Annotated in this window: 22 protein-coding genes; 11 read left to right on the top strand and 11 right to left on the bottom strand. The window is 67.1% G+C overall.

Annotation, left to right across the window (positions count from 1 at the left end; genetic code table 11):
• Positions 1 to 7 precede the first annotated feature (7 nt).
• Positions 8 to 1,159: an N-acetylglucosamine-6-phosphate deacetylase gene (locus H0O22_RS11680; RefSeq protein WP_255439314.1), complete on the top strand. Its 1,152-nt coding sequence runs from the start codon at positions 8 to 10 to the stop codon at positions 1,157 to 1,159.
• A 32-nt stretch (positions 1,160 to 1,191) separates the two neighbouring features.
• Positions 1,192 to 1,917 carry a magnesium protoporphyrin IX methyltransferase gene (bchM, locus tag H0O22_RS11675; RefSeq protein ID WP_185186810.1) on the top strand — a complete coding sequence of 242 codons (726 nt, stop codon included), beginning with the start codon at positions 1,192 to 1,194 and terminating at the stop codon, positions 1,915 to 1,917.
• Here the strand turns inward: bchM and H0O22_RS11670 are convergent.
• Genes H0O22_RS11670 through H0O22_RS11660 form a run of 3 tightly spaced genes read right to left on the bottom strand, consistent with a single transcriptional unit; the run spans position 1,888 to position 4,126 of the window.
• Positions 1,888 to 2,844 (bottom strand): RluA family pseudouridine synthase, encoded by a 957-nt coding sequence (locus tag H0O22_RS11670; protein ID WP_185186809.1) that lies wholly within the window; start codon positions 2,842 to 2,844, stop codon positions 1,888 to 1,890. The two genes, bchM and H0O22_RS11670, sit on opposite strands and share 30 nt — an antisense overlap.
• Positions 2,837 to 3,568 (bottom strand): response regulator transcription factor, encoded by a 732-nt coding sequence (locus H0O22_RS11665; RefSeq protein WP_185186808.1) that lies wholly within the window; start codon positions 3,566 to 3,568, stop codon positions 2,837 to 2,839. The genes H0O22_RS11670 and H0O22_RS11665 overlap by 8 nt, the downstream gene beginning before the upstream one ends.
• A gap of 9 nt (positions 3,569 to 3,577) precedes the next feature.
• Complete coding sequence (locus H0O22_RS11660) at positions 3,578 to 4,126, bottom strand: hypothetical protein (protein WP_185186807.1); 549 nt, start codon at positions 4,124 to 4,126, stop codon at positions 3,578 to 3,580.
• Positions 4,127 to 4,134: 8 nt separating this feature from the next.
• Here H0O22_RS11660 and H0O22_RS11655 point away from each other — a divergent pair, with 8 nt between their 5' ends.
• Both H0O22_RS11655 and H0O22_RS11650 read left to right on the top strand, forming a co-directional pair.
• Positions 4,135 to 5,274 carry a cysteine desulfurase family protein gene (locus tag H0O22_RS11655; RefSeq protein ID WP_185186806.1) on the top strand — a complete coding sequence of 380 codons (1,140 nt, stop codon included), beginning with the start codon at positions 4,135 to 4,137 and terminating at the stop codon, positions 5,272 to 5,274.
• Between the two features lie 75 nt (positions 5,275 to 5,349).
• Entirely contained in the window at positions 5,350 to 6,120 is a 771-nt protein-coding gene (locus tag H0O22_RS11650) for a hypothetical protein (protein ID WP_185186805.1), read from the top strand.
• Here H0O22_RS11650 and rsmH read toward each other — a convergent pair whose 3' ends face one another.
• Entirely contained in the window at positions 6,121 to 6,975 is an 855-nt protein-coding gene (gene rsmH / locus H0O22_RS11645; protein ID WP_255439587.1) for a 16S rRNA (cytosine(1402)-N(4))-methyltransferase RsmH, read from the bottom strand.
• A gap of 110 nt (positions 6,976 to 7,085) precedes the next feature.
• Here rsmH and H0O22_RS11640 point away from each other — a divergent pair, with 110 nt between their 5' ends.
• Both H0O22_RS11640 and H0O22_RS11635 read left to right on the top strand, forming a co-directional pair.
• On the top strand, positions 7,086 to 8,270 hold the full coding sequence (locus H0O22_RS11640; RefSeq protein WP_185186804.1) for an NAD(P)H-quinone oxidoreductase subunit H: 1,185 nt from the start codon (positions 7,086 to 7,088) through the stop codon (positions 8,268 to 8,270).
• On the top strand, positions 8,260 to 8,688 hold the full coding sequence (locus tag H0O22_RS11635; RefSeq protein WP_185186803.1) for a DUF2752 domain-containing protein: 429 nt from the start codon (positions 8,260 to 8,262) through the stop codon (positions 8,686 to 8,688). The genes H0O22_RS11640 and H0O22_RS11635 overlap by 11 nt, the downstream gene beginning before the upstream one ends.
• On the opposite strand, the gene H0O22_RS11630 is transcribed toward H0O22_RS11635, so the two are convergent.
• The gene (locus H0O22_RS11630) at positions 8,681 to 9,364 is read right to left on the bottom strand and encodes a hypothetical protein (RefSeq protein WP_185186802.1); all 684 of its coding nucleotides are present in this window, start codon (positions 9,362 to 9,364) and stop codon (positions 8,681 to 8,683) included. The two genes, H0O22_RS11635 and H0O22_RS11630, sit on opposite strands and share 8 nt — an antisense overlap.
• Before the next feature lie 60 nt (positions 9,365 to 9,424).
• Here H0O22_RS11630 and H0O22_RS11625 point away from each other — a divergent pair, with 60 nt between their 5' ends.
• Positions 9,425 to 9,874 (top strand): thioesterase family protein, encoded by a 450-nt coding sequence (locus tag H0O22_RS11625; RefSeq protein WP_185186801.1) that lies wholly within the window; start codon positions 9,425 to 9,427, stop codon positions 9,872 to 9,874.
• Between the two features lie 166 nt (positions 9,875 to 10,040).
• Here the strand turns inward: H0O22_RS11625 and H0O22_RS11620 are convergent, their stop codons facing one another.
• Genes H0O22_RS11620 through menA form a run of 4 tightly spaced genes read right to left on the bottom strand, consistent with a single transcriptional unit; the run spans position 10,041 to position 13,390 of the window.
• Positions 10,041 to 10,307, bottom strand: a complete 267-nt coding sequence (locus tag H0O22_RS11620) for a TM2 domain-containing protein (RefSeq protein ID WP_185186800.1) — start codon at positions 10,305 to 10,307, stop codon at positions 10,041 to 10,043.
• Positions 10,308 to 10,353: 46 nt separating this feature from the next.
• Entirely contained in the window at positions 10,354 to 11,568 is a 1,215-nt protein-coding gene (locus tag H0O22_RS11615) for an AMP-binding protein (RefSeq protein WP_185186799.1), read from the bottom strand.
• Positions 11,565 to 12,527 (bottom strand): o-succinylbenzoate synthase, encoded by a 963-nt coding sequence (locus H0O22_RS11610; protein WP_185186798.1) that lies wholly within the window; start codon positions 12,525 to 12,527, stop codon positions 11,565 to 11,567. Before H0O22_RS11610 ends, H0O22_RS11615 begins: the two co-directional genes overlap by 4 nt.
• Positions 12,527 to 13,390 (bottom strand): 2-carboxy-1,4-naphthoquinone phytyltransferase, encoded by an 864-nt coding sequence (gene menA / locus H0O22_RS11605; protein WP_255439586.1) that lies wholly within the window; start codon positions 13,388 to 13,390, stop codon positions 12,527 to 12,529. The genes H0O22_RS11610 and menA overlap by 1 nt, the downstream gene beginning before the upstream one ends.
• Positions 13,391 to 13,539: 149 nt before the next feature.
• Here menA and H0O22_RS11600 point away from each other — a divergent pair, with 149 nt between their 5' ends.
• Both H0O22_RS11600 and H0O22_RS11595 read left to right on the top strand, forming a co-directional pair.
• Entirely contained in the window at positions 13,540 to 14,937 is a 1,398-nt protein-coding gene (locus tag H0O22_RS11600; protein WP_370521448.1) for an isochorismate synthase MenF, read from the top strand.
• On the top strand, positions 14,937 to 15,824 hold the full coding sequence (locus H0O22_RS11595; protein ID WP_185186795.1) for an ion transporter: 888 nt from the start codon (positions 14,937 to 14,939) through the stop codon (positions 15,822 to 15,824). The genes H0O22_RS11600 and H0O22_RS11595 overlap by 1 nt, the downstream gene beginning before the upstream one ends.
• Here H0O22_RS11595 and gshB read toward each other — a convergent pair.
• Together gshB and grxC are read right to left on the bottom strand one after the other, a co-directional pair.
• Positions 15,813 to 16,796: a glutathione synthase gene (gene gshB / locus H0O22_RS11590; RefSeq protein WP_185186794.1), complete on the bottom strand. Its 984-nt coding sequence runs from the start codon at positions 16,794 to 16,796 to the stop codon at positions 15,813 to 15,815. The genes H0O22_RS11595 and gshB overlap by 12 nt on opposite strands.
• Positions 16,797 to 16,798: 2 nt before the next feature.
• A complete protein-coding gene (gene grxC / locus H0O22_RS11585; RefSeq protein ID WP_185186793.1) occupies positions 16,799 to 17,056 on the bottom strand; it encodes a glutaredoxin 3 in 258 nt (85 codons plus the stop codon).
• Positions 17,057 to 17,172: 116 nt separating this feature from the next.
• Between grxC and prfB the strand changes: the two genes are divergently transcribed.
• Positions 17,173 to 18,301 (top strand): peptide chain release factor 2 gene (prfB, locus tag H0O22_RS11580; protein ID WP_185186792.1). Its coding sequence is split into 2 segments (ribosomal slippage): positions 17,173 to 17,247 and positions 17,249 to 18,301, totalling 1,128 coding nucleotides; the frame shifts between segments, so codons are not numbered across the junction.
• Entirely contained in the window at positions 18,294 to 18,473 is a 180-nt protein-coding gene (locus H0O22_RS11575; RefSeq protein WP_185186791.1) for a DUF3285 domain-containing protein, read from the top strand. Before prfB ends, H0O22_RS11575 begins: the two co-directional genes overlap by 8 nt.

Genomic DNA, 18,473 nt, shown 5'->3' with positions numbered 1-18,473 from the left:
GGATGACATGGTTCCGTTCTCGCATCGAATGCGCTGGCTGAGCCACGTTCGCCTGCCTGGAGAGCCAGGGCTCTGGCGCATCGGCCTGGCCCAGGAGCGGATCGCCAGCATCCAGCCCATGCCCCCGGGCAGAGCCGCCGCCGGTGAGCACTGGCAGGGGGACTGGCTGAGTCCCGCCGGGATCGACTGGCAGATCAACGGCGGGCTGGGATTGGCCTTCCCCGAACTGCAGCCCAGCGATCTCCCCAGACTGCTGGAGCTACTCGAGCTGCTCTGGCGCGACGGGGTTGAAGCGATCAGCCCGACCCTCGTGACCTGCGCGGTCGCCCCGCTGCGCCAAGCCCTGGCGGTGCTGCAGCAGGCACGCCTGCAACACCGCAGCGGCCGCTGCCGCCTGCTCGGGGCCCATCTGGAGGGGCCCTTCCTCGCCCATGGCAAACGGGGAGCCCACCCCTCCGAACACCTGGCTACGCCGAGCCTGGAGGCCCTCGAAGCCCGCATCGGCGGCCACGAAGCGGAGATCGCCCTGGTGACCCTGGCGCCGGAGCTGACGGGGGCCGAGGCGGTCATCGCCGCCCTGCGCGATCGGGGGATCCTGGTCAGCCTGGGGCACAGCGAGGCCAGTGCAGAGCAGGCCAGCCGCGCCTTCGAGCAAGGGGTGGGGATGTTGACCCACAGCTTCAACGCGATGGCGGGACTCCAGCACCGCAGTCCCGGTCCGATCGGAGCGGCGGCCCGGCGCGGCGATATCGCGCTCGGCTTGATCGCCGATGGGGTCCACGTGGATCCGACCATGGCGGTCCTGCTGCAGCGGCTGGCGCCCGAGCAAGTCGTGCTTGTCAGTGATGCCCTGGCCCCCTACGGCCTGGCGGACGGGCTGCACCGCTGGGATGAACGCACGCTGATCGTCGAGCAGGGGAGTTGCCGGCTCGAGGACGGCACCCTGGCCGGGGTCACCCTGCCACTGCTCGAGGGGGTCAAACGGTTAGCCCGCTGGAGCGGCGATCCGGATCGCGCCATCGCCGCGGCCACCGTCCTGCCCCGGCGCCTGCTGGGTGGGGCGACCCGGGTGCCGCAGCAACTCCAGGGGCTGCCCCTCGGCGAAACCCTGCGTTGGACGGGACCCAGTGCTGACCTGCGCTGGAGCCGGGCCGCCTGAATAGGATCCGCCCCATCTCCCTCCTGCGCCGAATGCCCGCCGATCAGCTCCTCAACGCCAAGGCCGCGGACAAGCAGGCCGAGAAGCAAGAGGTGAAGGGCTATTTCGAAACCACCGGGTTCGATCGCTGGAACCGCATCTACAGCGAATCCAGTGACGTCAACAAGGTGCAGCGGAACATCCGCATCGGCCACCAAAAGACCGTCGACAACGTGCTGGCCTGGCTTCAGGAGCAGGGGAACCTGGGCGGCCGCAGCTTCTGTGATGCCGGCTGCGGGGTCGGCAGCTTGACGCTGCCCCTGGCCCAGCTCGGGGCCGGCTCCATCGCCGCCTCTGACCTCTCCGAGGCCATGGTCCAGGAGGCGGAGCGCCGGGCCAACGAGGCCGGCATCGCCCCCGGGCAGGTCAGCTACTTGGCCTCCGACCTCGAGAGCCTCAGCGGTCGCTACGACACCGTGGTCTGCCTGGATGTCTTCATCCACTACCCCCAGGAACCGGCCGAGGAGATGGTGCGCCACCTCGCCTCCATGGCCGAGAAGCACCTGATCGTCAGCTTTGCGCCCTACACCCCAGTGCTGGCCGTCCTCAAAAAAATCGGCCAGCTCTTCCCCGGCCCCAGCAAGACCACCCGCGCCTACACCCTGCGCGAGAAGGGCATCGTCCAGGCCGCTGAAGCGGCGGGCTTCGTGCTCAAGCGCCGCAGCCTGAACAAGGCCCCCTTCTACTTCTCACGGCTGCTGGCCTTCGAGAAGGCCTGAGGGCAGGGGCGCCTCCAGCTGCAAACCCTCCGGCTCGAGGCGCAGGCGGTGGGCATGCAGCTGGTAACCGCCCGCTCCGGGGAGCACCTCAGGGCGCGCCGCTCCCCCCGGCAGATAGAGGGGATCGCCCAGCAGTGGCGATCCGATCGCTGCGGTGTGGATCCGGATCTGATGGGGGCGTCCCGTGGCGATCTCCACCTCCACCAAGCAGCCCTCCGGCCGGCGCTCCAGCAGGGTGAGCGCGCTGCGGGATGGCAGGGCACCGTCGTCGTCCGCCAAGGCCACACACCACAGCTCCCCCAGCAGCGGATGGGGCCGCCGCCCAATCGGGGTCGTAATCGGGCGGGTCTCCCCCAGCCCCCAAGCTGCCGGCAACGCTGCGGTCAACGCCCGGTAGACCTTCCGGCAGCCGCGGCTGACGCTGGCCTCTGCGGTGCTCTCCCGCAGGCGCGCACTCAAGTTGGCGCGGGTTGCGCGCCGCCGCGCGCAGACCAACAGCCCGGAGGTGAAGCGACCCAGGCGATGCACGGGCCGGGCCTCCGGCGCCCAGGGCCGCAGCTGGCTGAGCAGCGTGTGCTCCAGGAATCCTCCGGCGGGCAGCACCGGCAGGCCGCTGGGTTTGTTCAGCACCAGCAGGTCGCCGTCATCGAAGACGACCGCGCGCTGGCTCAGCACCGGCACGGCGGCCTCCTCCCAGGGGGGCCGATGCCAGATCAGTTGATCCCCGGCGAACAGCGCCCCATCGGCCCGGAGCTGTTCGCCGTTGCACCAGATCTCACCGGCGGCCAAGCGCTCCATCCAGACCGACGGATCGGAATGGGCATAACGCTCGGCGTAGTAGCCCACCACGCTGGCCGCAGCCGCCTGAACCCGGTCCCGGTAGCGGTGGCCGCCGTTCAGGGCCGCCGGCAGCCAGTCCTTACTCAACCAGGCCGTTTTCCAGGGCGTAACGCACCAGTTCCGTGCGGCTCGCGGTCCCGGTCTTGGTGAACAGCCGACTCACGTACTTCTCGACGTTGCGGATGGAGGTCTCCAGGCGCCGGGCGATCTCCTTGTTCATCATTCCCTCCGCCACCAGCTGCAGCACCGAGGCTTCCCGGGGGGTGAACTCGTGCTTCACGGCCGCCGCCGGTTGCTTGCTGCCACCGGTGGCCAGCAGGGAGCGGATCTCGGTGATCTGCTTGGCCATCTGGCCGATGTCCGCATCGGCAAAGCGGGCGGCCTCGGTCAGCAGCCGCTCCTGGCGCTTCACCACGTTGTGGACCCGCGCCACCAGTTCGTCGGGGTCAAACGGCTTCGGGATGTAGTCGTCGCAGCCGGCCTGAAAGCCCTCGATGCGATCGGCCGTCATCCCCTTCGCCGTCAGGAAGATGACCGGGGTCCCGCCCAGGCGCTCGTCCTCGCGGAGCTTTCGCAGCAGGCCATAGCCATCGAGGCGGGGCATCATCACGTCGCTGATCACGACGTCGGGCAGCAACTCCTGGGCCTTCGCCCAGCCGTCTTCGCCATCGACGGCCGTCGTGACCTGGAACCCCTCGTCCTCCAGGTAGGCCTGCACGGCGGTACGCAACCCCGGTTCGTCATCCACCAGAAGCAAGCGGGCGGGTGACGCTGGCGTGACGTCTGGCTGGGTTTCAGGTTCGAGGCTCATCCCCGCAATCTATCGAGGGTTTCCAGGCAAAACCTGCTGCTGCTCGATCAGCTGACCGGAGTAGCCCAACTGGCGGGCCAAGGCCTGAAGGGTCGCGGGATCCTTGCCGGCCTGCTCCGGGAAACAGGCCGCCCACCAAATCTTGTGATCCAGGCGATTCGCATCGGTCACCTGGCCGCCGGGGTTGAGCTCTTTAATCAGGAGCGCATTGCCGCGCTTGGTCAGGCGCATCGGCGCGCTGGCACTGCAGCGCAGGTTGTCGACGGCCAGCTCCACCCCCGTCGGCGATTCCACCCAGACGACGATCGTTCGGGCCGTGGCGTCGTTGGGATCCGGCTTCAACCCGTGCACCCCGATCAGGTGCACGCCCTCGATCGTTCCCCATTCCCGCAGCACCACCAGATCGGCGGGGCGCTGCTCGGAGGGCTTGAAGAAGACACCATCACGCACCTCCTGAGCCCGGGCGCCCAAACCCAGGGCGGCGGAGCCCAGCAGCAACGACAGGAATGCAATGCGACGGCCCATGGCGCCCGAGAACGGCAGCATGGTTGCCAGCATGGGCGGCGATGGCCTCCGGCGTCACCTATCTCGATTACCAATCCACCACCCCCTGCGATCCGGCGGTGGTGCAGGCGATGGCGCCCTGGTGGACCGAGGACTTCGCCAACCCCGCCAGCCGGCTGCATCGCCCGGGCTTGACCGCGGCCGCCGTCGTGCAGCACGCCAGAAGCAGCATCGCCGCCAGCCTGGGCTTCGGTCCCGAGGCGCTGATCTTCTGCAGCGGTGCCAGCGAAGCCAACAACCTGGCGATCAAAGGGGTCGCAGAGGCGGAGCTGCGGCGGGGCGGATCCCGCCGGCGCCTGATCTGCCTGGCCACCGAACACCGGGCCGTCCTCGATCCGATGCGCTACCTGGCGGGGCATGGCTTCGAGCTGGTCTGCCTCGCGCCCCAGGCCGATGGCCGGATCGACCTCAACCAACTGGAGGAGGCCCTGAGCGCAGAGACGCTGCTGGTGAGCGTCATGGCCGCCAACAACGAGATCGGCGTCCTCCAACCGATGGAGGCCATCGTTCAGCTCTGCCACGAACGGCAGGTTCTCGTCCACTGCGATGGGGCCCAGGCGGCCGGGCATGTGCCCCTGCCGTCCGGCCTCGATCTGCTGAGCCTCAGCGGACACAAGCTCTATGGCCCCAAAGGCATCGGCGCCCTCGCGATCCGCCCCGGGGTCGAGCTCGCCCCCCAGCAACACGGGGGCAGTCAAGAGCGGGGACTGCGGGCGGGCACCCTGCCGGTGCCCTTGATCGTCGGCCTGGCAAAAGCCGTGGAGCTGGGCGAGGCGGATCGGGACAGCCGCGGGCCACGGCTCGCCCAATTGCGGGATGCGCTCTGGGAGCGCTGCCAAGGCCTGGGGGGAATCGAGCGCAATGGCAGCGCCACGCAGTGCCTACCCCACAACCTCAACATCACCATCCAGGGCGTCGAGGGAACCGCCCTGCATCAAGCCCTCAGGCGCGACCTGGCGGTCAGCAGCGGCTCCGCCTGCGCCGCCGGCGAACCCTCCCATGTGCTGCAAGCCCTGGGCCGGAGTCGCCTTGAGGCGGCCGCTTCGGTGCGCTTCAGCCTGGGACGCCCCAGCACCCGCGCCGACGTGGAGCGCGCCGGAGACGTCCTAGAGGACACGCTCAAGACCCTGCGACGGCCCTAGCGCTTCGAAACTTCAAGACTTGGTGGGCAGGCGCTGTCGTGGTCGCTACTTTCCGGCCAAACACCTGCTTTTTCGATGGGATTGCCCACCCCAGGTACCAACAAGCTCTCGATCCTGCGAGCGATTGAGGACGGCTGGCAGGCCTTCTGCCGCGCCCCCTGGCCCTTTGTGCTCTTCCAGGTGCTGGTGCTCGTGATCATGGCCCCCTTCATCGGTCTGATCACCAGCGGCCTGCTCCACCTGGCCCTCGGCGCACCGGCCCTGCTGCACCCCGTCGCCACCAAGATCGGCCTGGTGGTCGGGATCATCGGCTACATCATCGTGGCCCTCTGGGCCGCCGTGGGCCTGACCCGCGGTGCCTGGACCAGCCTCGAAGGCCACAAGCCCAGCTTCAGCAGCTTCACCCGCTGGGATAGCGATGCCAGCGGCCGCCTCTTCGGCTCCAGCCTCCTGCTGGTCATCGTGCTGGCCGTCGTCGGCGCCGTGGCCTGGGGCATTGGCTTTGGTCTCGGCAAGGTCAACACCGTCCTCTTCTGGATCCCGGTGATCGCCTTCGCGATCTTCAAGATCTGGCTGGTCGTCACCCAGCAGTTCCTTGTGCCGATGTCCCTCTACGGCACCAAGCGTCCCGTGGAGACCCTGCAGGCCGGCATCGACGGCGTGAACCCCAGCTGGTGGACCGTGCTCTGGTTCGTGATCGTCGAGAGCGTCGTCGCTGGCGTCGCTTACCTGTTCAACGCCGGCGGTCTGCTGGTGCTGGCTCCGGTCCTGATCTGCGTGAGCACCGCGGCCTACCGCCAGCTGTTCGGCAGCCAGGACCACACCGGGATCATGAGCAACAACTGATCAAGTCAGAGCGCGCTTTCCCGCGACACGCCATTTGGCGGAACGGCTGCGAGGGTTGGAGCTCTGCTCCTCCTCTGCAGCCGTTTCTGGTTTTCGGGTGACCCGCTGCAGCCGCTCATCACTGCTGAAGGCGGTTTTGACGCGGCGATCCTCGAGGGAGTGAAAACTGATCACCCCCATCAACCCGCCGGGCAACAGCCAATCGGGGGCCTGCTGCAGGAGGCGATCCAAAACCCCCAGTTCATCATTCACGGCAATCCGCAGGGCCTGAAAGGTGCGGGTCGCCGGGTGAATCCGCCCGCGGCGCGCCTTCGGGGCGTAGCAACCGGCCACCAGATAGGCCAGGGCGTCGGTACCGGCAAACGGTCCCTGCTCCGCGAGGTGCTGCTTGATCTTGCGGGCGATGCGTCGGGAGAGCCGCTCCTCGCCATAGGCATAGATCAGATCCGCCAGCTCGGATTCCTCGAGGCGCTCGATCAGCTCCGCGGCGGTCTCCCCGGCCTCGGGATTCATCCGCATGTCCAGCGGTCCGTCCTGGCGAAAGCTGAAGCCCCGCGCCGCCACATCCAACTGGGGACTACTCACCCCGAGATCAGCCATGACCGCCAGGGCCGGCTCCTGGGGCTGGTAGTCCGCGAAGTTGGTGGCGACGATCGTGACCCGATCCGCAAAGGGGGCCAGGCGCTCCGCCGCCGCCTGCCGGGCCGTGGGGTCCTGATCCAACCCCACCAGGCGCAGGCTGGGGTGGGCCTCGAGCAGCAGGGCGCTGTGGCCGCCGCCACCGAGGGTGCAATCGATCAGCAGACCACCGCCCCGCTCCTGCAAAAGGGGTTCCAGCGCAGCGAAACTGGCCATCACCTGCGCCGCCAGCACAGGCACGTGATCAAAGGCCTGAACCAGCGGACGTGTAAGCAACGGGCCCTTCCTTCCTAAGATCCCGCCAGCGAGCCCTTTTCCTCGGCCCCATGACGCAGCTGGAAACGCGCACGGAGCCGATGGTGGTGAACTTCGGGCCCCACCACCCCTCGATGCACGGGGTGTTGCGGCTTGTGGTCACCCTGGACGGTGAGGACGTGGTGGATTGCGAGCCGGTCATCGGCTACCTCCACCGCGGCATGGAGAAGATCGCCGAGAACCGCACGAACGTGATGTTCGTGCCCTACGTCAGCCGCATGGATTACGCGGCCGGCATGTTCTACGAAGCGATCGTGGTCAACGCCCCAGAGCGTCTGGCCGATGTGCCGGTGCCCAAGCGCGCCAGCTACATCCGCGTGTTGATGCTCGAGCTCAACCGCATCGCCAACCACCTGCTCTGGCTTGGCCCCTTCCTGGCGGACGTGGGTGCCCAGACGCCGTTCTTCTACATCTTCCGCGAGCGGGAGATGATCTACGACCTCTGGGAAGCCGCCACCGGGCAGCGCCTGATCAACAACAACTACTTCCGCATCGGCGGTGTCGCCGCGGACCTGCCCTACGGCTGGCTGGACAAGTGCCTGGACTTCTGCGATTGGTTCGGGCCGAAGATCGACGAATACGAAAAGCTGATCACCAACAACCCGATCTTCCGCAAGCGGATTGAGGGCCTTGGAACGATCACGCGCGAACAGGCGATCAACTGGAGCCTCTCTGGCCCCATGCTGCGGGCCTCCGGGGTGCCCTGGGACCTGCGCAAGGTCGACCACTACGAGTGCTACGACGACTTCGACTGGGATGTGGCCTGGGAGAAGGAGGGCGATTGCTACGCCCGCTACCGCGTCCGCATCGAGGAGATGCGCCAGTCCCTGAAGATCCTGCGCCAGGCCTGCCAGATGATCCCCGGCGGCCCGACCGAGAACCTCGAGGCGCGGCGCATGGCCGAAGGCAAGGGCAGCGAATTTGCCGGCTTCGACTATCAGATCGTCGCCAAAAAAGTGGCGCCGACCTTCAAGATCCCGAACGGCGAGCTCTACACCCGCCTGGAATCAGGCAAGGGTGAAATCGGGGTGTTCCTGCAGGGCAACAACGACGTGACCCCCTGGCGCTTCAAGATCCGCGCGGCCGACTTCACCAACCTGCAGATCCTTCCTCACATCCTCAAGGGAGCGAAGGTGGCCGACATCATGGCGATCCTGGGCTCGATCGACGTGATCATGGGCTCGGTTGACCGCTAACCGGTTTCTTCAACGGGTTCAACGCAGCGGTTGCCTGCTGCCGACTGGTCTCCTCGGAGGGCTTTGGCTTAAGGGCCTGCACCCAGGCCTGCCCGGCTGGAGCTGTCCGCTGCGGGCGCTCACAGGCATTCCCTGCCCGACTTGCTATCTGACCCGCGCCACCGCCGCCTGCTTGACAGGCGACCTGGATGGGGGACTGCAGCTCCATGCTTTTGGCCCGGTGGTGGCGGCGGCCCTCGTGACCTGGTCCATCGTCTCGATCCGCCAACGCCGCCTGCTGCCGACGGGGATTCCGGCATGGCCCCTCGGCGCTGGTGTCATCGCCCTCATGAGCTATTGGTTCCTGCGCCTGGGCGTGAGCTTGGGTGGTTGGCCCGGCCCAGGCCTGCTGCAGTTCCCACTGGCGCAGCTCAGCTAATCAGCCCCTTGTTGTAGGCGGCGTTCTGCAAATAGAAGGAACTGACTGGCAAAGCCAACAGCGCACCGAAACCACAGGTGCAAATCGACACCACCAGAACCAGCAGGGTCGTTAAGAGCTCCAACCCCAAATAGGGCATGCCCTGGGGTGAGCGAAACAACGCCTGAACCGACGCCGAGAAGGCCTCAGTCACAGTCAAGTTGGTATTGAAGATTCGATTTACATAGAGCGGGGTAAGAAACACGATTAAGACCCCAGGCAGAACACAAAATAGAAAACCAACCAGGACCAGCGCGCTGAAGAAGACACCAGCCCAGAGGTAGCGCCAAGGCCTCTGCAACAACGCCGCAAATGCGGCTTGAACGGTGATCACCTCCCCCCGTTCGTAATAGAGCGCCGGAATCGCCGCCAGCAGCACCCCCACCAAACTGGAGAGGACGGTGAAGGGCAATTGACCGAGCTGCCCCAGGGTGATCGCCAGAACCGTGCCACCGCCGTTGGGGTCCGCACCACTCAGGGTGGTCAGCACAAGGCTGATCACGAAGTAGACCAACGTGCCGATCACGCTGATCCCCATGGCCGCGATCCAGGCCAACAGGATCGCGGGCACATGAAGCACAAACGCCTCCCAGGCGCGATTGATGGTGGGTGATTCCGTGGCCAGCGGCGACGCCATGCCATCCCTCAAACTGAACCAATGGTGAAGACCCCACAGCGGGTTTGACTGCAGCGCGCAATGAATCCGAACAGCTGGTTGATGCTTTGCCGCAGCGTGCGTTTCGGCGAAACCGATGCCGCTGGCGTCCTGCATTTCCAACAGCTCCTGCGCTGGTGCCATGAGGCCTACGAAGAAAGCCTCGAGCGCTTTGGCCTCAATGCCGCCGAGATTTTTCCGACCCCCGGCTGCACCCCCGAGGTGGGACTGCCGATCGTTCACTGCAGCGCTGATTTCCGCCGCCCGCTGATCTGCGGCTCACCCCTGACGATCCAGGTCAAACCGACGCGGCTCGATCCCAGCTGCTTTGAAGTGCGCTACAGCTTCAGCAGCGAAGACCAACTGGTCGCGGAGGGGCTCACCCGCCATGTCGCCATCCGGGCTGACGGACGACAGCGCTGCGAATTACCGCAGGGAATCAATCGTTGGTTGGAAGCCTCTGCCCTGCAAGGCGGGATTCAGCCCCTTTAGAGACCACCCCAAGGCACCAAAACAGGGCCGCCAATTGCAGCGGCAACAGGCTGGCGAGAAGAGCGAAGGGATGAAATCCCTCAGCCGGGATTGTCGCGAACAGGCCCACACTCAAAAAAGCGGAGAGCGGCAAGATCCAGAGATGGGCTGACTTCACAGCAGCGCCTCAGAACCACTCTTTGCTGTTCTGCAGATAAATCGAGTCGAATTCCTCCGGAGATTTCGTGAGATAGATGATGCCTTCGATGATTCCAATCACCCCCATCACGAAACCCGCGACACCACAGGTCAGGACCGTGACGAGCAACATGATCAAGCCCGCGGTGTTGTAACCGAGCACAAATTTGTGCACACCGAAGGAACCCAAAAAGATCGCGAGCAACCCAGCTGCGAGCTTTTTATTGCTGGCTTCGGTGAGGCTGCTCTCGGTCATGGGTCCTCCCGCCATAGGCCGCTTCTAGCAACTCAGGCGCGATCTGTCACGGACGGGACTCAAGCCATTGGCGCCAGCGCTGGCGATCCCACTTGCCCATCGCGTTGCGCTCCAAGCCCTCACACAGCAGCCATTGGCGGGGTCGCTGCGCCGGCGGCAAGTGCTCAGCCAACTGCCGCAGGCTCCGCTCCAGGGCGGGCCAATCCTGGGGCTCGGCCGGCCGCACCAAGGCCGACAACCGTGCCCCCCAGAGGGAGTCCTCCTCGGGCAGCAGTAGCACCGCCTCGATCGTGAGCCCTGCCTCCCGGATCAGCCGAAGCAGCGCCTCTTCCACCTGCTCGGGGAAGACCGTTTCCGCGCCGCTTTGGATCGCCCCATCGCGGCGACCCCGCAGCTGAAGACCATGGGCCTCCAAGCGCGCCAGATCGCCACTGCTCCACCAGCCCTGCTGCAGCGGCAGCGGTTGCCAGGCGTCCCCCGACCACAAGGCCGCCGCCAAACTGCCGCTGCGGATCTGCAAGGCGCCACTGCTGGGCTCCAGCCGCAGCTCGGCATGGGACAGGGGCTGACCACACCCGCTCTCTCCCGCCAAAAACGCCTGGGGCGCCAGGGCCGCCACCATCGCGCCGGTTTCGGTACTCCCGTAGCAAGGGGCCAGGGGCAAGCCCTCCCGCCGGCAGACCTCCGCCAGGGGCTGAGGCAAGGCCGCACCCCCCACCCAGATCAGGGCGCAGCCCCGCAGCCAAGCCAATCCGCTGGAATCCTCCAGGAGCCGCTGCAGTTGCGTCGGCACCAGCGAGAGCAAGGCCGGCCGCGCGGGATCTAAGGGGCACTGCTGCGCCAGCAGGGCCGGTTCCCGCAGCCACTGCGGCGGCAGACAGCGCAGCGGCACCCGCCAGTGCTCAGCGCGGACCAGGGGCATCAGACCGCTGATGTGGTGCAACGGCAGGGGGTTCAGCAGCTCACAAGCGCCTGCATCGATGCCGATGCCCTCCAGCCATTCGGCCGTGGCCAGGGCCGCGCGCTGCAGATGGGCCAGCGGCTGCAGGCACCACTGGCGACCGCCGGTGCTGCCGCCGGTCCCCAGAACCAGGGCCGGCCCAACGCCTTGCGGCAGCGGCGCCGCCAGCAGAGGCTCCAGCTGCGCCCTCTCCTGGGGGGTGACCACGGCGGTGTTCCGGCCTTCCAACCAGTGCTGCCGCAGCTGCTCGGCCAAGGCGGCGCGATCCCCCTGGTCCAGCAGCACCGCGATCCCACTCATGGCGCTGCCGCCTCCCAGACCGCCTGCGGATCCGCGCTGAACAGTGGGCCCTCCGGCTGCCAGGCCGGCGCAAAGCCCGGTGCCACCGGTGTGGGGCCCAGGGCCTGCAGGCCGGCCAGGTGGTGGACAAAGCGGCGGCCGATCCCCGTCTCAAAGGCCGTACTGACCATCAAGCGAGGTACGCCCCGCTGCAGCTGCTCCAGCAGCGGACGCGGGTCCGCCTCCGCCAAGGGCCGATGCACCCGCCAGCCGGGCCAGTCCGCATCAACGCACTCCGGGCACTGCCGCAGGGATTCATCGAGGGCGACGGGCAGCCGCTGCGCCAGGCCCTGCAGCCCCTCTAGGTCGTTGGGCTCCAGGGGCTGCTCCAGCCACTGCAAGCGCGGCTCGCAGGCGAGGCGATCCGCCCAACCCTCCGCCACCGGACGATCCCAGCCACCGTTCGCATCGAGGCGCAGCCCCCAGTCCGGCGGGAGCTGCTGCAACAGCCGCTCGAGCAACGCCCGCTCCTCGCCGTCCGCGTCGACCGCGACTTTCCACTTCACGCAGCGGGGCTGGTCGCCGGCCTGCTTCCGCAGGGTCTCCAACGCCGGCAGCACCGCCTTCCCCGCCGGCAACAGCTCCGCGGACGCCGGTGCCTCCAGCCAGGCCAGGCCATCGAGGTCCGCCAAGGCCATGCCGAAGCCACAGGCCAAGGCACCCGGCAGCGCGGGCAACTGGTCCTCCAGCCAGGAGCGCTCCAGCTCCTCCGGAAGCTGGGCGAGGGCCTCCGCCAGTGGAGGGTGCTCGGGCTCTGGGGTCCGCCAAGCCGCTGGCAAATCGGGGACTTCCCCCCAAGCCAAGCGCCCGTCTGGGACCTCCAGGCGCAGCAGCCACCCACGACGGTCAAGCCAGCGCCCTTGGGCACTGACCAGGGCACTGGGCAGCCGGAAGGTGTAGGGCCGCCAGTGCAGCTGCATCAGCCCAGCAAGGGCCCAAGGGCCAAACCGAGGGCGAGGCCCAAACCGTTCAGGGCCTGGAAGCGCAGGGCCAAGAATTTGCTGCCGGCGATGCGCTCGGGTTCGCGGTGGTGCTCGCGCAGCAGGCGAATCAAGGCCTGGGCCGCAGGCAAACCGGCCGCGCCCAGCAAGGCGGTCAAGGGCCAGTGGTTGACGAGCACCGGGGCCCACTCAAAGGCGAGACAACCCGCCACAAACCAGGGCACCAAGGCCGCGGCCCGGCCCGTTCCCAACCGGACGACCGGCGAGCGTTTGCCGTGGGCGGCGTCCTCCTCCACTTGATGGAAGTGGGAGCAGAACAGCACCAAGGTCGTCGCCAGGGCGGGGCCACTCCCCAGCTCCAGGGCGGCACGCCAGGGCACCGCGGCCGCCCCCGCGGGGGCGAGGGCCATCAAGCCCGCAGCCGTCGCCAGGGGACCAAAGGCCAACCAGCAGAGCGGCTCCCCCAACCCTCGATATCCCAGGCGAAAGGGCGGACCTTGATAGACGTAGCCCAGCCCACAACAGGCCAGCACCAGGGCCAGGACCGCGCCGTGGCTGCGCACGGCCACCAGAGCCATCAAGAGCAAGCCCAGCAGCAGCGCGCCATTGGCGAGAAGCGAGACCCGATCCCGCCGGCCGGTAAGGTTCACCAGGGAATGGGGCTTACCAGTAGCGTCAACGCCGGTGTCGGCATCAAAGACGTCATTGGCCAGGTTTTCCCAAGCCAGCAGCAGCACGGCCGCGAGCAGAAAGAGGAGCAGCTGATCGAGCCGCACCGGGAGCTCCTGTTGCACGCGCCAACCGGCGGCCAGCAGCACGGGCATCACGGCCACGGCATACATCGGCCACTTGAGCGCAGCCTTCCAGAGGCGCCTGCGCTCAGCGGCAGGGGCATGAAGGCTTGCGACGACCTGAGGCTCGTCAGCGGGCTGAGGCAACTCGAGGTGCGGGAAGGCCCATACATTTGAGCAGCCGCATCGGCCCGTTTCGGTTGCAGGCCCCCACCAGCGTCACAACCCGCTTCAGCGATCTGCTGACCGCCGCCCAGGCCGGCGAGCGCCAGCTCGGCGGAGAGGGCGTGCTCAGCCTCGCCATGGCGATTCCGAACCGGGATCCAATGGCCCTGCTCAGCCAGCTGGAGGAGGGGGAACGGTTCCGCTTCCTCTGGGACAGCGCCCCAGGGCTTTGCCTGGCCGCGAGCGGACGCTGCAACAGCCTTGAACTAAGCGGCCCCCGGCGCTTTCAGCTGGCCCAGCGCTTCAGCGCCATCAGCCTCAATCGCCTCGCCGCACCACAACAGTGCCCGCCCCTGGCACGGCCACGGGTGCTGCTGGCCTTCTCCTTCTTCGACAGCCCGCTCCAAGAGGGGGAAGGGGTTCCGGGGGTCCAGGCGGTCCTGCCCCGCTGGCAACTCAGCAAACAGGGCAGGCACTGCTGGCTGCGTCTCCAGCGCAACCTCGGAGGCGACATCAGCGCCCGCAGCGTTGCCGAAGAACTCTGGGAGCAGGCCGAACGCCTCGGCGCACTGCCCTCCGACCCCAGCGCGGATCAGGGCGATGCCCCCGGACCAGCCATCGCCAGCCGCTCCTCCTGGCAGGAGGGCTACCGCTCGGTGGTGCAGCGCGGCGTGGAACTCGTCGAAGAAGGCCGCCTGCGCAAATTGGTGCTGGCGGTGCGGCAGCAACTGCTGCTGGATCAACCCCTCGACCCCCTGCAGCTGCTCGCCCAACTGCGGCGGCGCCAACCGGGCAGCTGCCGTTTCCTCTGGCAGCAGGCCGGAGGCCCGGCCCTGCTTGGAGCCTCCCCGGAGCGTCTCCTGACGGTGCGGCAGGGCCAACTGCGCAGCGATGCCCTGGCCGGCACCGCGCCGGTCGGTCCAACCGCTGACCTGCTCACCCGCTCCGACAAGGACCGCCGCGAACACGAGCTGGTGGTGGAAGCGATCACGGATGTGCTGCGCGGAGCGGGCCTAGAAACCCGGCGCCCCCGTCACCCCCGGCTCGCCCGGCACGGGCAACTGGTGCACCTGCATACCCCCATCAGCGCCGCGCTGGGGGATCAGCAACCGCTCTCCCTGGCGGCCGCCCTGCATCCCACCCCAGCGGTGGCCGGCCTCCCCTGCCGCGAGGCCATGACCGCTCTGCGCAGCCTGGAGCCCTTTGAGCGGGGCTACTACGCCGCCCCCATCGGCTGGATCGACAGTGAAGGGGATACGGAACTGCGCGTCGCCATCCGCAGCGGCACCCTCCAGGGACGCAGCCTCGAGCTCACCGCGGGCGCGGGCCTCGTGCGTGGATCCGCCGTGGAACGGGAATTGGCGGAAGTCGCCCTGAAGCTCGGGGTGCTCCAACAGCAACTCGATTTGCCCCACAGCGAGAGCCTGCGGTGATGCAGCCCGGGGCAGGCCTGGGGGTGGGCACCGTCCTGTTGGCCCTCTGCCTGCTGGCCGCCCTCGGCCTGCGCCAATGGCTCGGCAAGACCCGGCTCGAGCGGGTGATCTTCGAATCGGACACCCCCGCCGGCAAAGCCTTCGACCTCGGCCTGCTGATGGCCATCAGCCTGAGCGTCCTGCTGGTGGCGCTGGAGAGCGATGCCCGCCTGGGACAGCGCTTTGGTCCCTGGTTCAGCGGCGCCGAGTGGGGCTTCTCCACCCTCTTCAGCCTGGAGTACCTGCTGCGCCTGCTCTGCAGCCGCGCGCCCCTGCGCTACGCCCGCAGCTTCTTTGGCTTGGTGGATCTGCTCTCCAGCATTCCTCCGCTGCTGACCCTTGGGATTCCCCTCGGCCAATCGTTCCTGATCATCCGCGTCCTGCGGTTGCTGCGGGTGTTCCGGATCCTGAAGTTGGGGTCTTATCTCAACGAAGCCGATCAACTGCGCCAAGCCTTGGTGCAGAGCCGCCGCAAGATCACGGTCTTCCTGCTGACGATCGTGGCGCTCGTGGTGCTGATTGGCACCTTGATGTACGTGATCGAGGGTCCTGAAAGCGGCTTCAGCAGCATCCCGATTGGGATCTATTGGGCCGTGGTGACGATCACGACGGTGGGCTATGGCGATGTCGCTCCGGTCACCCCCCTCGGTCGCCTGGTGGCCTCGCTGGTGATGCTGCTGGGCTACAGCATCATTGCCGTGCCAACGGGGATGGTCGGCGCCAAATTCCAGCAAATGCAGCGGCTACAGCCGACCCTCGTCCACCGAAGCTGCGGGCGCTGCAACGCCAAACGCCACAGGGCTGAAGCGCAGTTCTGCGACAACTGTGGGGCGGCCCTACCCGGCTAGCAGACGCTCCATGGCCTGATCGGCCAAGGGGGTGCCGCTGAGACGCTCCACCTCACGGACCCCGGTGGGGCTGGTGACATTGATCTCACTCAGGCGTCCATCGATGACATCGATGCCCACAAAGAACAACCCTTCGGCGCGCAAGGCCGAGGTCAACTCGGCACAGATCTGACGCTCCCGGTCCGTCAATTCGGTGGCCTGGGGTGAGCCACCGACCGCCAAGTTGCTGCGGAACTCCCCGGCTGCCGGCATCCGGTTCACCGCTCCAAGGGGTTCCCCGTCCACCAACAGGATGCGCTTATCGCCCGCGGTCACCGCCGGCAAAAACGCTTGCACCATCACCGGCAGGGCCTGCTGGCCCGTCACCAGCTCCAGCAGAGCCTTCAACCCGGGGGCTTCCCCATGGCTACGCACGACACCCTGGCCGGCCCGACCGCCCAGGGGTTTCAGAACGACGTCACCGTGCTCGGCGGCGAAGGCCGCCAGTTGCTCGACATCCGCACTGACCAGACTGGGGGCCATCAGATGGCTCCAGCGCAGGGCACCCAGCTTTTCGTTCCAGGCCCGTAGGGACGCGGGGCGATTCAGCACCCGCACCCCCTGGCGCTCAGCCAGTTCGAGCAGATGGGTGGCATAGAGGTAGGCCTCATCCACCGGCGGATCCTTCCGCATCCAGACCAGCGGGAAGCTGCTCAGGGGAAGCCAGCGGGGTTCATCGGCTTCGAACCAACGCTCCGGCAGATCCCAGCCGCTGGCCGTCGGGCGGATCTCCGCCAAACGGATCGGCTGGGCCAGCACCAAGGCGCTCTGACCTTGAACGGAGAGGTGAGCCGGCATGCAGACCCAGACCTGATGACCAGCCCGCTGGGCCGCCTGCATCAGGGCAACGCTGGAGTCCTTGGTGGGACGCAGCCGCGCGATCGGATCGATCACGAACAACTGCGCGGGCAGACCGCTAGTGAGCGCGCTCAAGCTCAGGCTCCCAGCAGGGCATCGAGCTGACCACTGCGCTCCAAGGCGTAGAGGTCATCGCAACCGCCCACGTGCTGACCGTCAATAAAGGTCTGGGGAACACTGGTACGCCCACCCGCCTTTTCAGACATCGCCTGGCGAGCGGCCTGATCGCCATCGATGGCGTATTCGGTGTAGGCCACCCCTTTGCGGTCCAGGAGGGCCTTGGCGCGGATGCAAAACGGACAGGCGCGCCAGGTGTAGATCTCAACCGTCGGCATCGCGCCACTTCTCAAGCGTGAGGAAATCCTAGAAGCGAGATTTGGGGGGCTTGGACGGGAAGCCGCCCTGCGCTCGAGCTGCACTGATACGGTCAAACCAAGTTCCTTCCTGCCCGGTGCTCGACCTCACCGACTTCAAGCGCGATCTCTCCGAGCTCACTGACCGCCTGGGCAATGCCCAGGACTGTCTTTGACGTCGCTGCACTGAACGCACGGCAGCAGGACCTGGAGCAACTGGCCTCCCAGCCCGACTTCTGGGATGACCAGAAACAGGCGCAAGCCAAGATGCGCCAACTGGACGAAGTAAAGGCTCAGCTCGAGCAGCTCGCCCAATGGGAGGGCGCCGTGGCCGACGCCGAAGCCACCGTCGAGATCTACGGCCTGGAACCCGACGAGGAGCTGCTCAGCGAATCGGATGCGGCCCTGAAGAAACTGCGGGCCGACCTGGACCGCTGGGAACTCGAGCGCCTGCTCAGCGGCCCCTACGACAAGGAAGGGGCTGTCATCAGCATCAATGCCGGTGCCGGCGGCACCGACGCCCAGGACTGGGCGCTGATGCTGATGCGGATGTACACCCGCTGGGCCGAAGACCACGGCATGAAGGTGACCGTCGACGAACTCAGCGACGGGGAAGAGGCCGGCATCAAGAGCTGCACGATCGAAATCGAGGGCCGCTACGCCTACGGCTATCTGCGCAACGAGAAGGGCACCCACCGCCTGGTGCGCATCTCCCCGTTCAACGCCAACGACAAGCGCCAAACCAGCTTCGCGGGCGTTGAGGTGATGCCGAAGATCGAGGAGGAGGTGAAGCTGGATATCCCCGAAAAGGACCTGGAGATCACCACCTCCCGCTCCGGCGGCGCCGGCGGTCAGAACGTGAACAAGGTGGAGACCGCGGTGCGGATCCTCCACATTCCGACCGGCCTCTTTGTGCGCTGCACCCAGGAGCGCTCCCAGCTCCAGAACAAGGAAAAAGCGATGGCCCTGCTGATGGCCAAGCTGCTGGTGATCGCCCAAGAGCAGCGGGCCGCTGAGATCGCCGACATCCGCGGCGACATCGTGGAAGCCGCCTGGGGCAACCAAATCCGCAACTACGTCTTCCACCCGTACCAAATGGTGAAAGACCTGCGCACCCAGCACGAAACCACCGACGTGCAAGGGGTGATGGATGGGGATCTCGATCCCTTCATCCAGAGCCTGCTGCATGCCGGCGTCGAAGTGGCCGGAGCCAGCAGCGATGACTGACCCCTCACCACCACCCTCGGGCGAGAACCCCAGTTTCACGAAACTGGCGATGCGCAACATGGTGCGCAAGGGGAAGCTGAGCCTGTTCCATTTCGGCTTGACCGCCCTGGGCTTCCTCGGCTTCATCGTCCTAGTGGCCTGGCTGGGTAAACCCCAACTGCCTGGAGCCTGA

The organism is Synechococcus sp. LTW-R (assembly GCF_014217875.1).
Classification (GTDB): domain Bacteria; phylum Cyanobacteriota; class Cyanobacteriia; order PCC-6307; family Cyanobiaceae; genus Vulcanococcus.
Note: the sequence above shows the minus strand (reverse complement) of the source record. Positions and strands in the feature narration are given on the sequence as shown.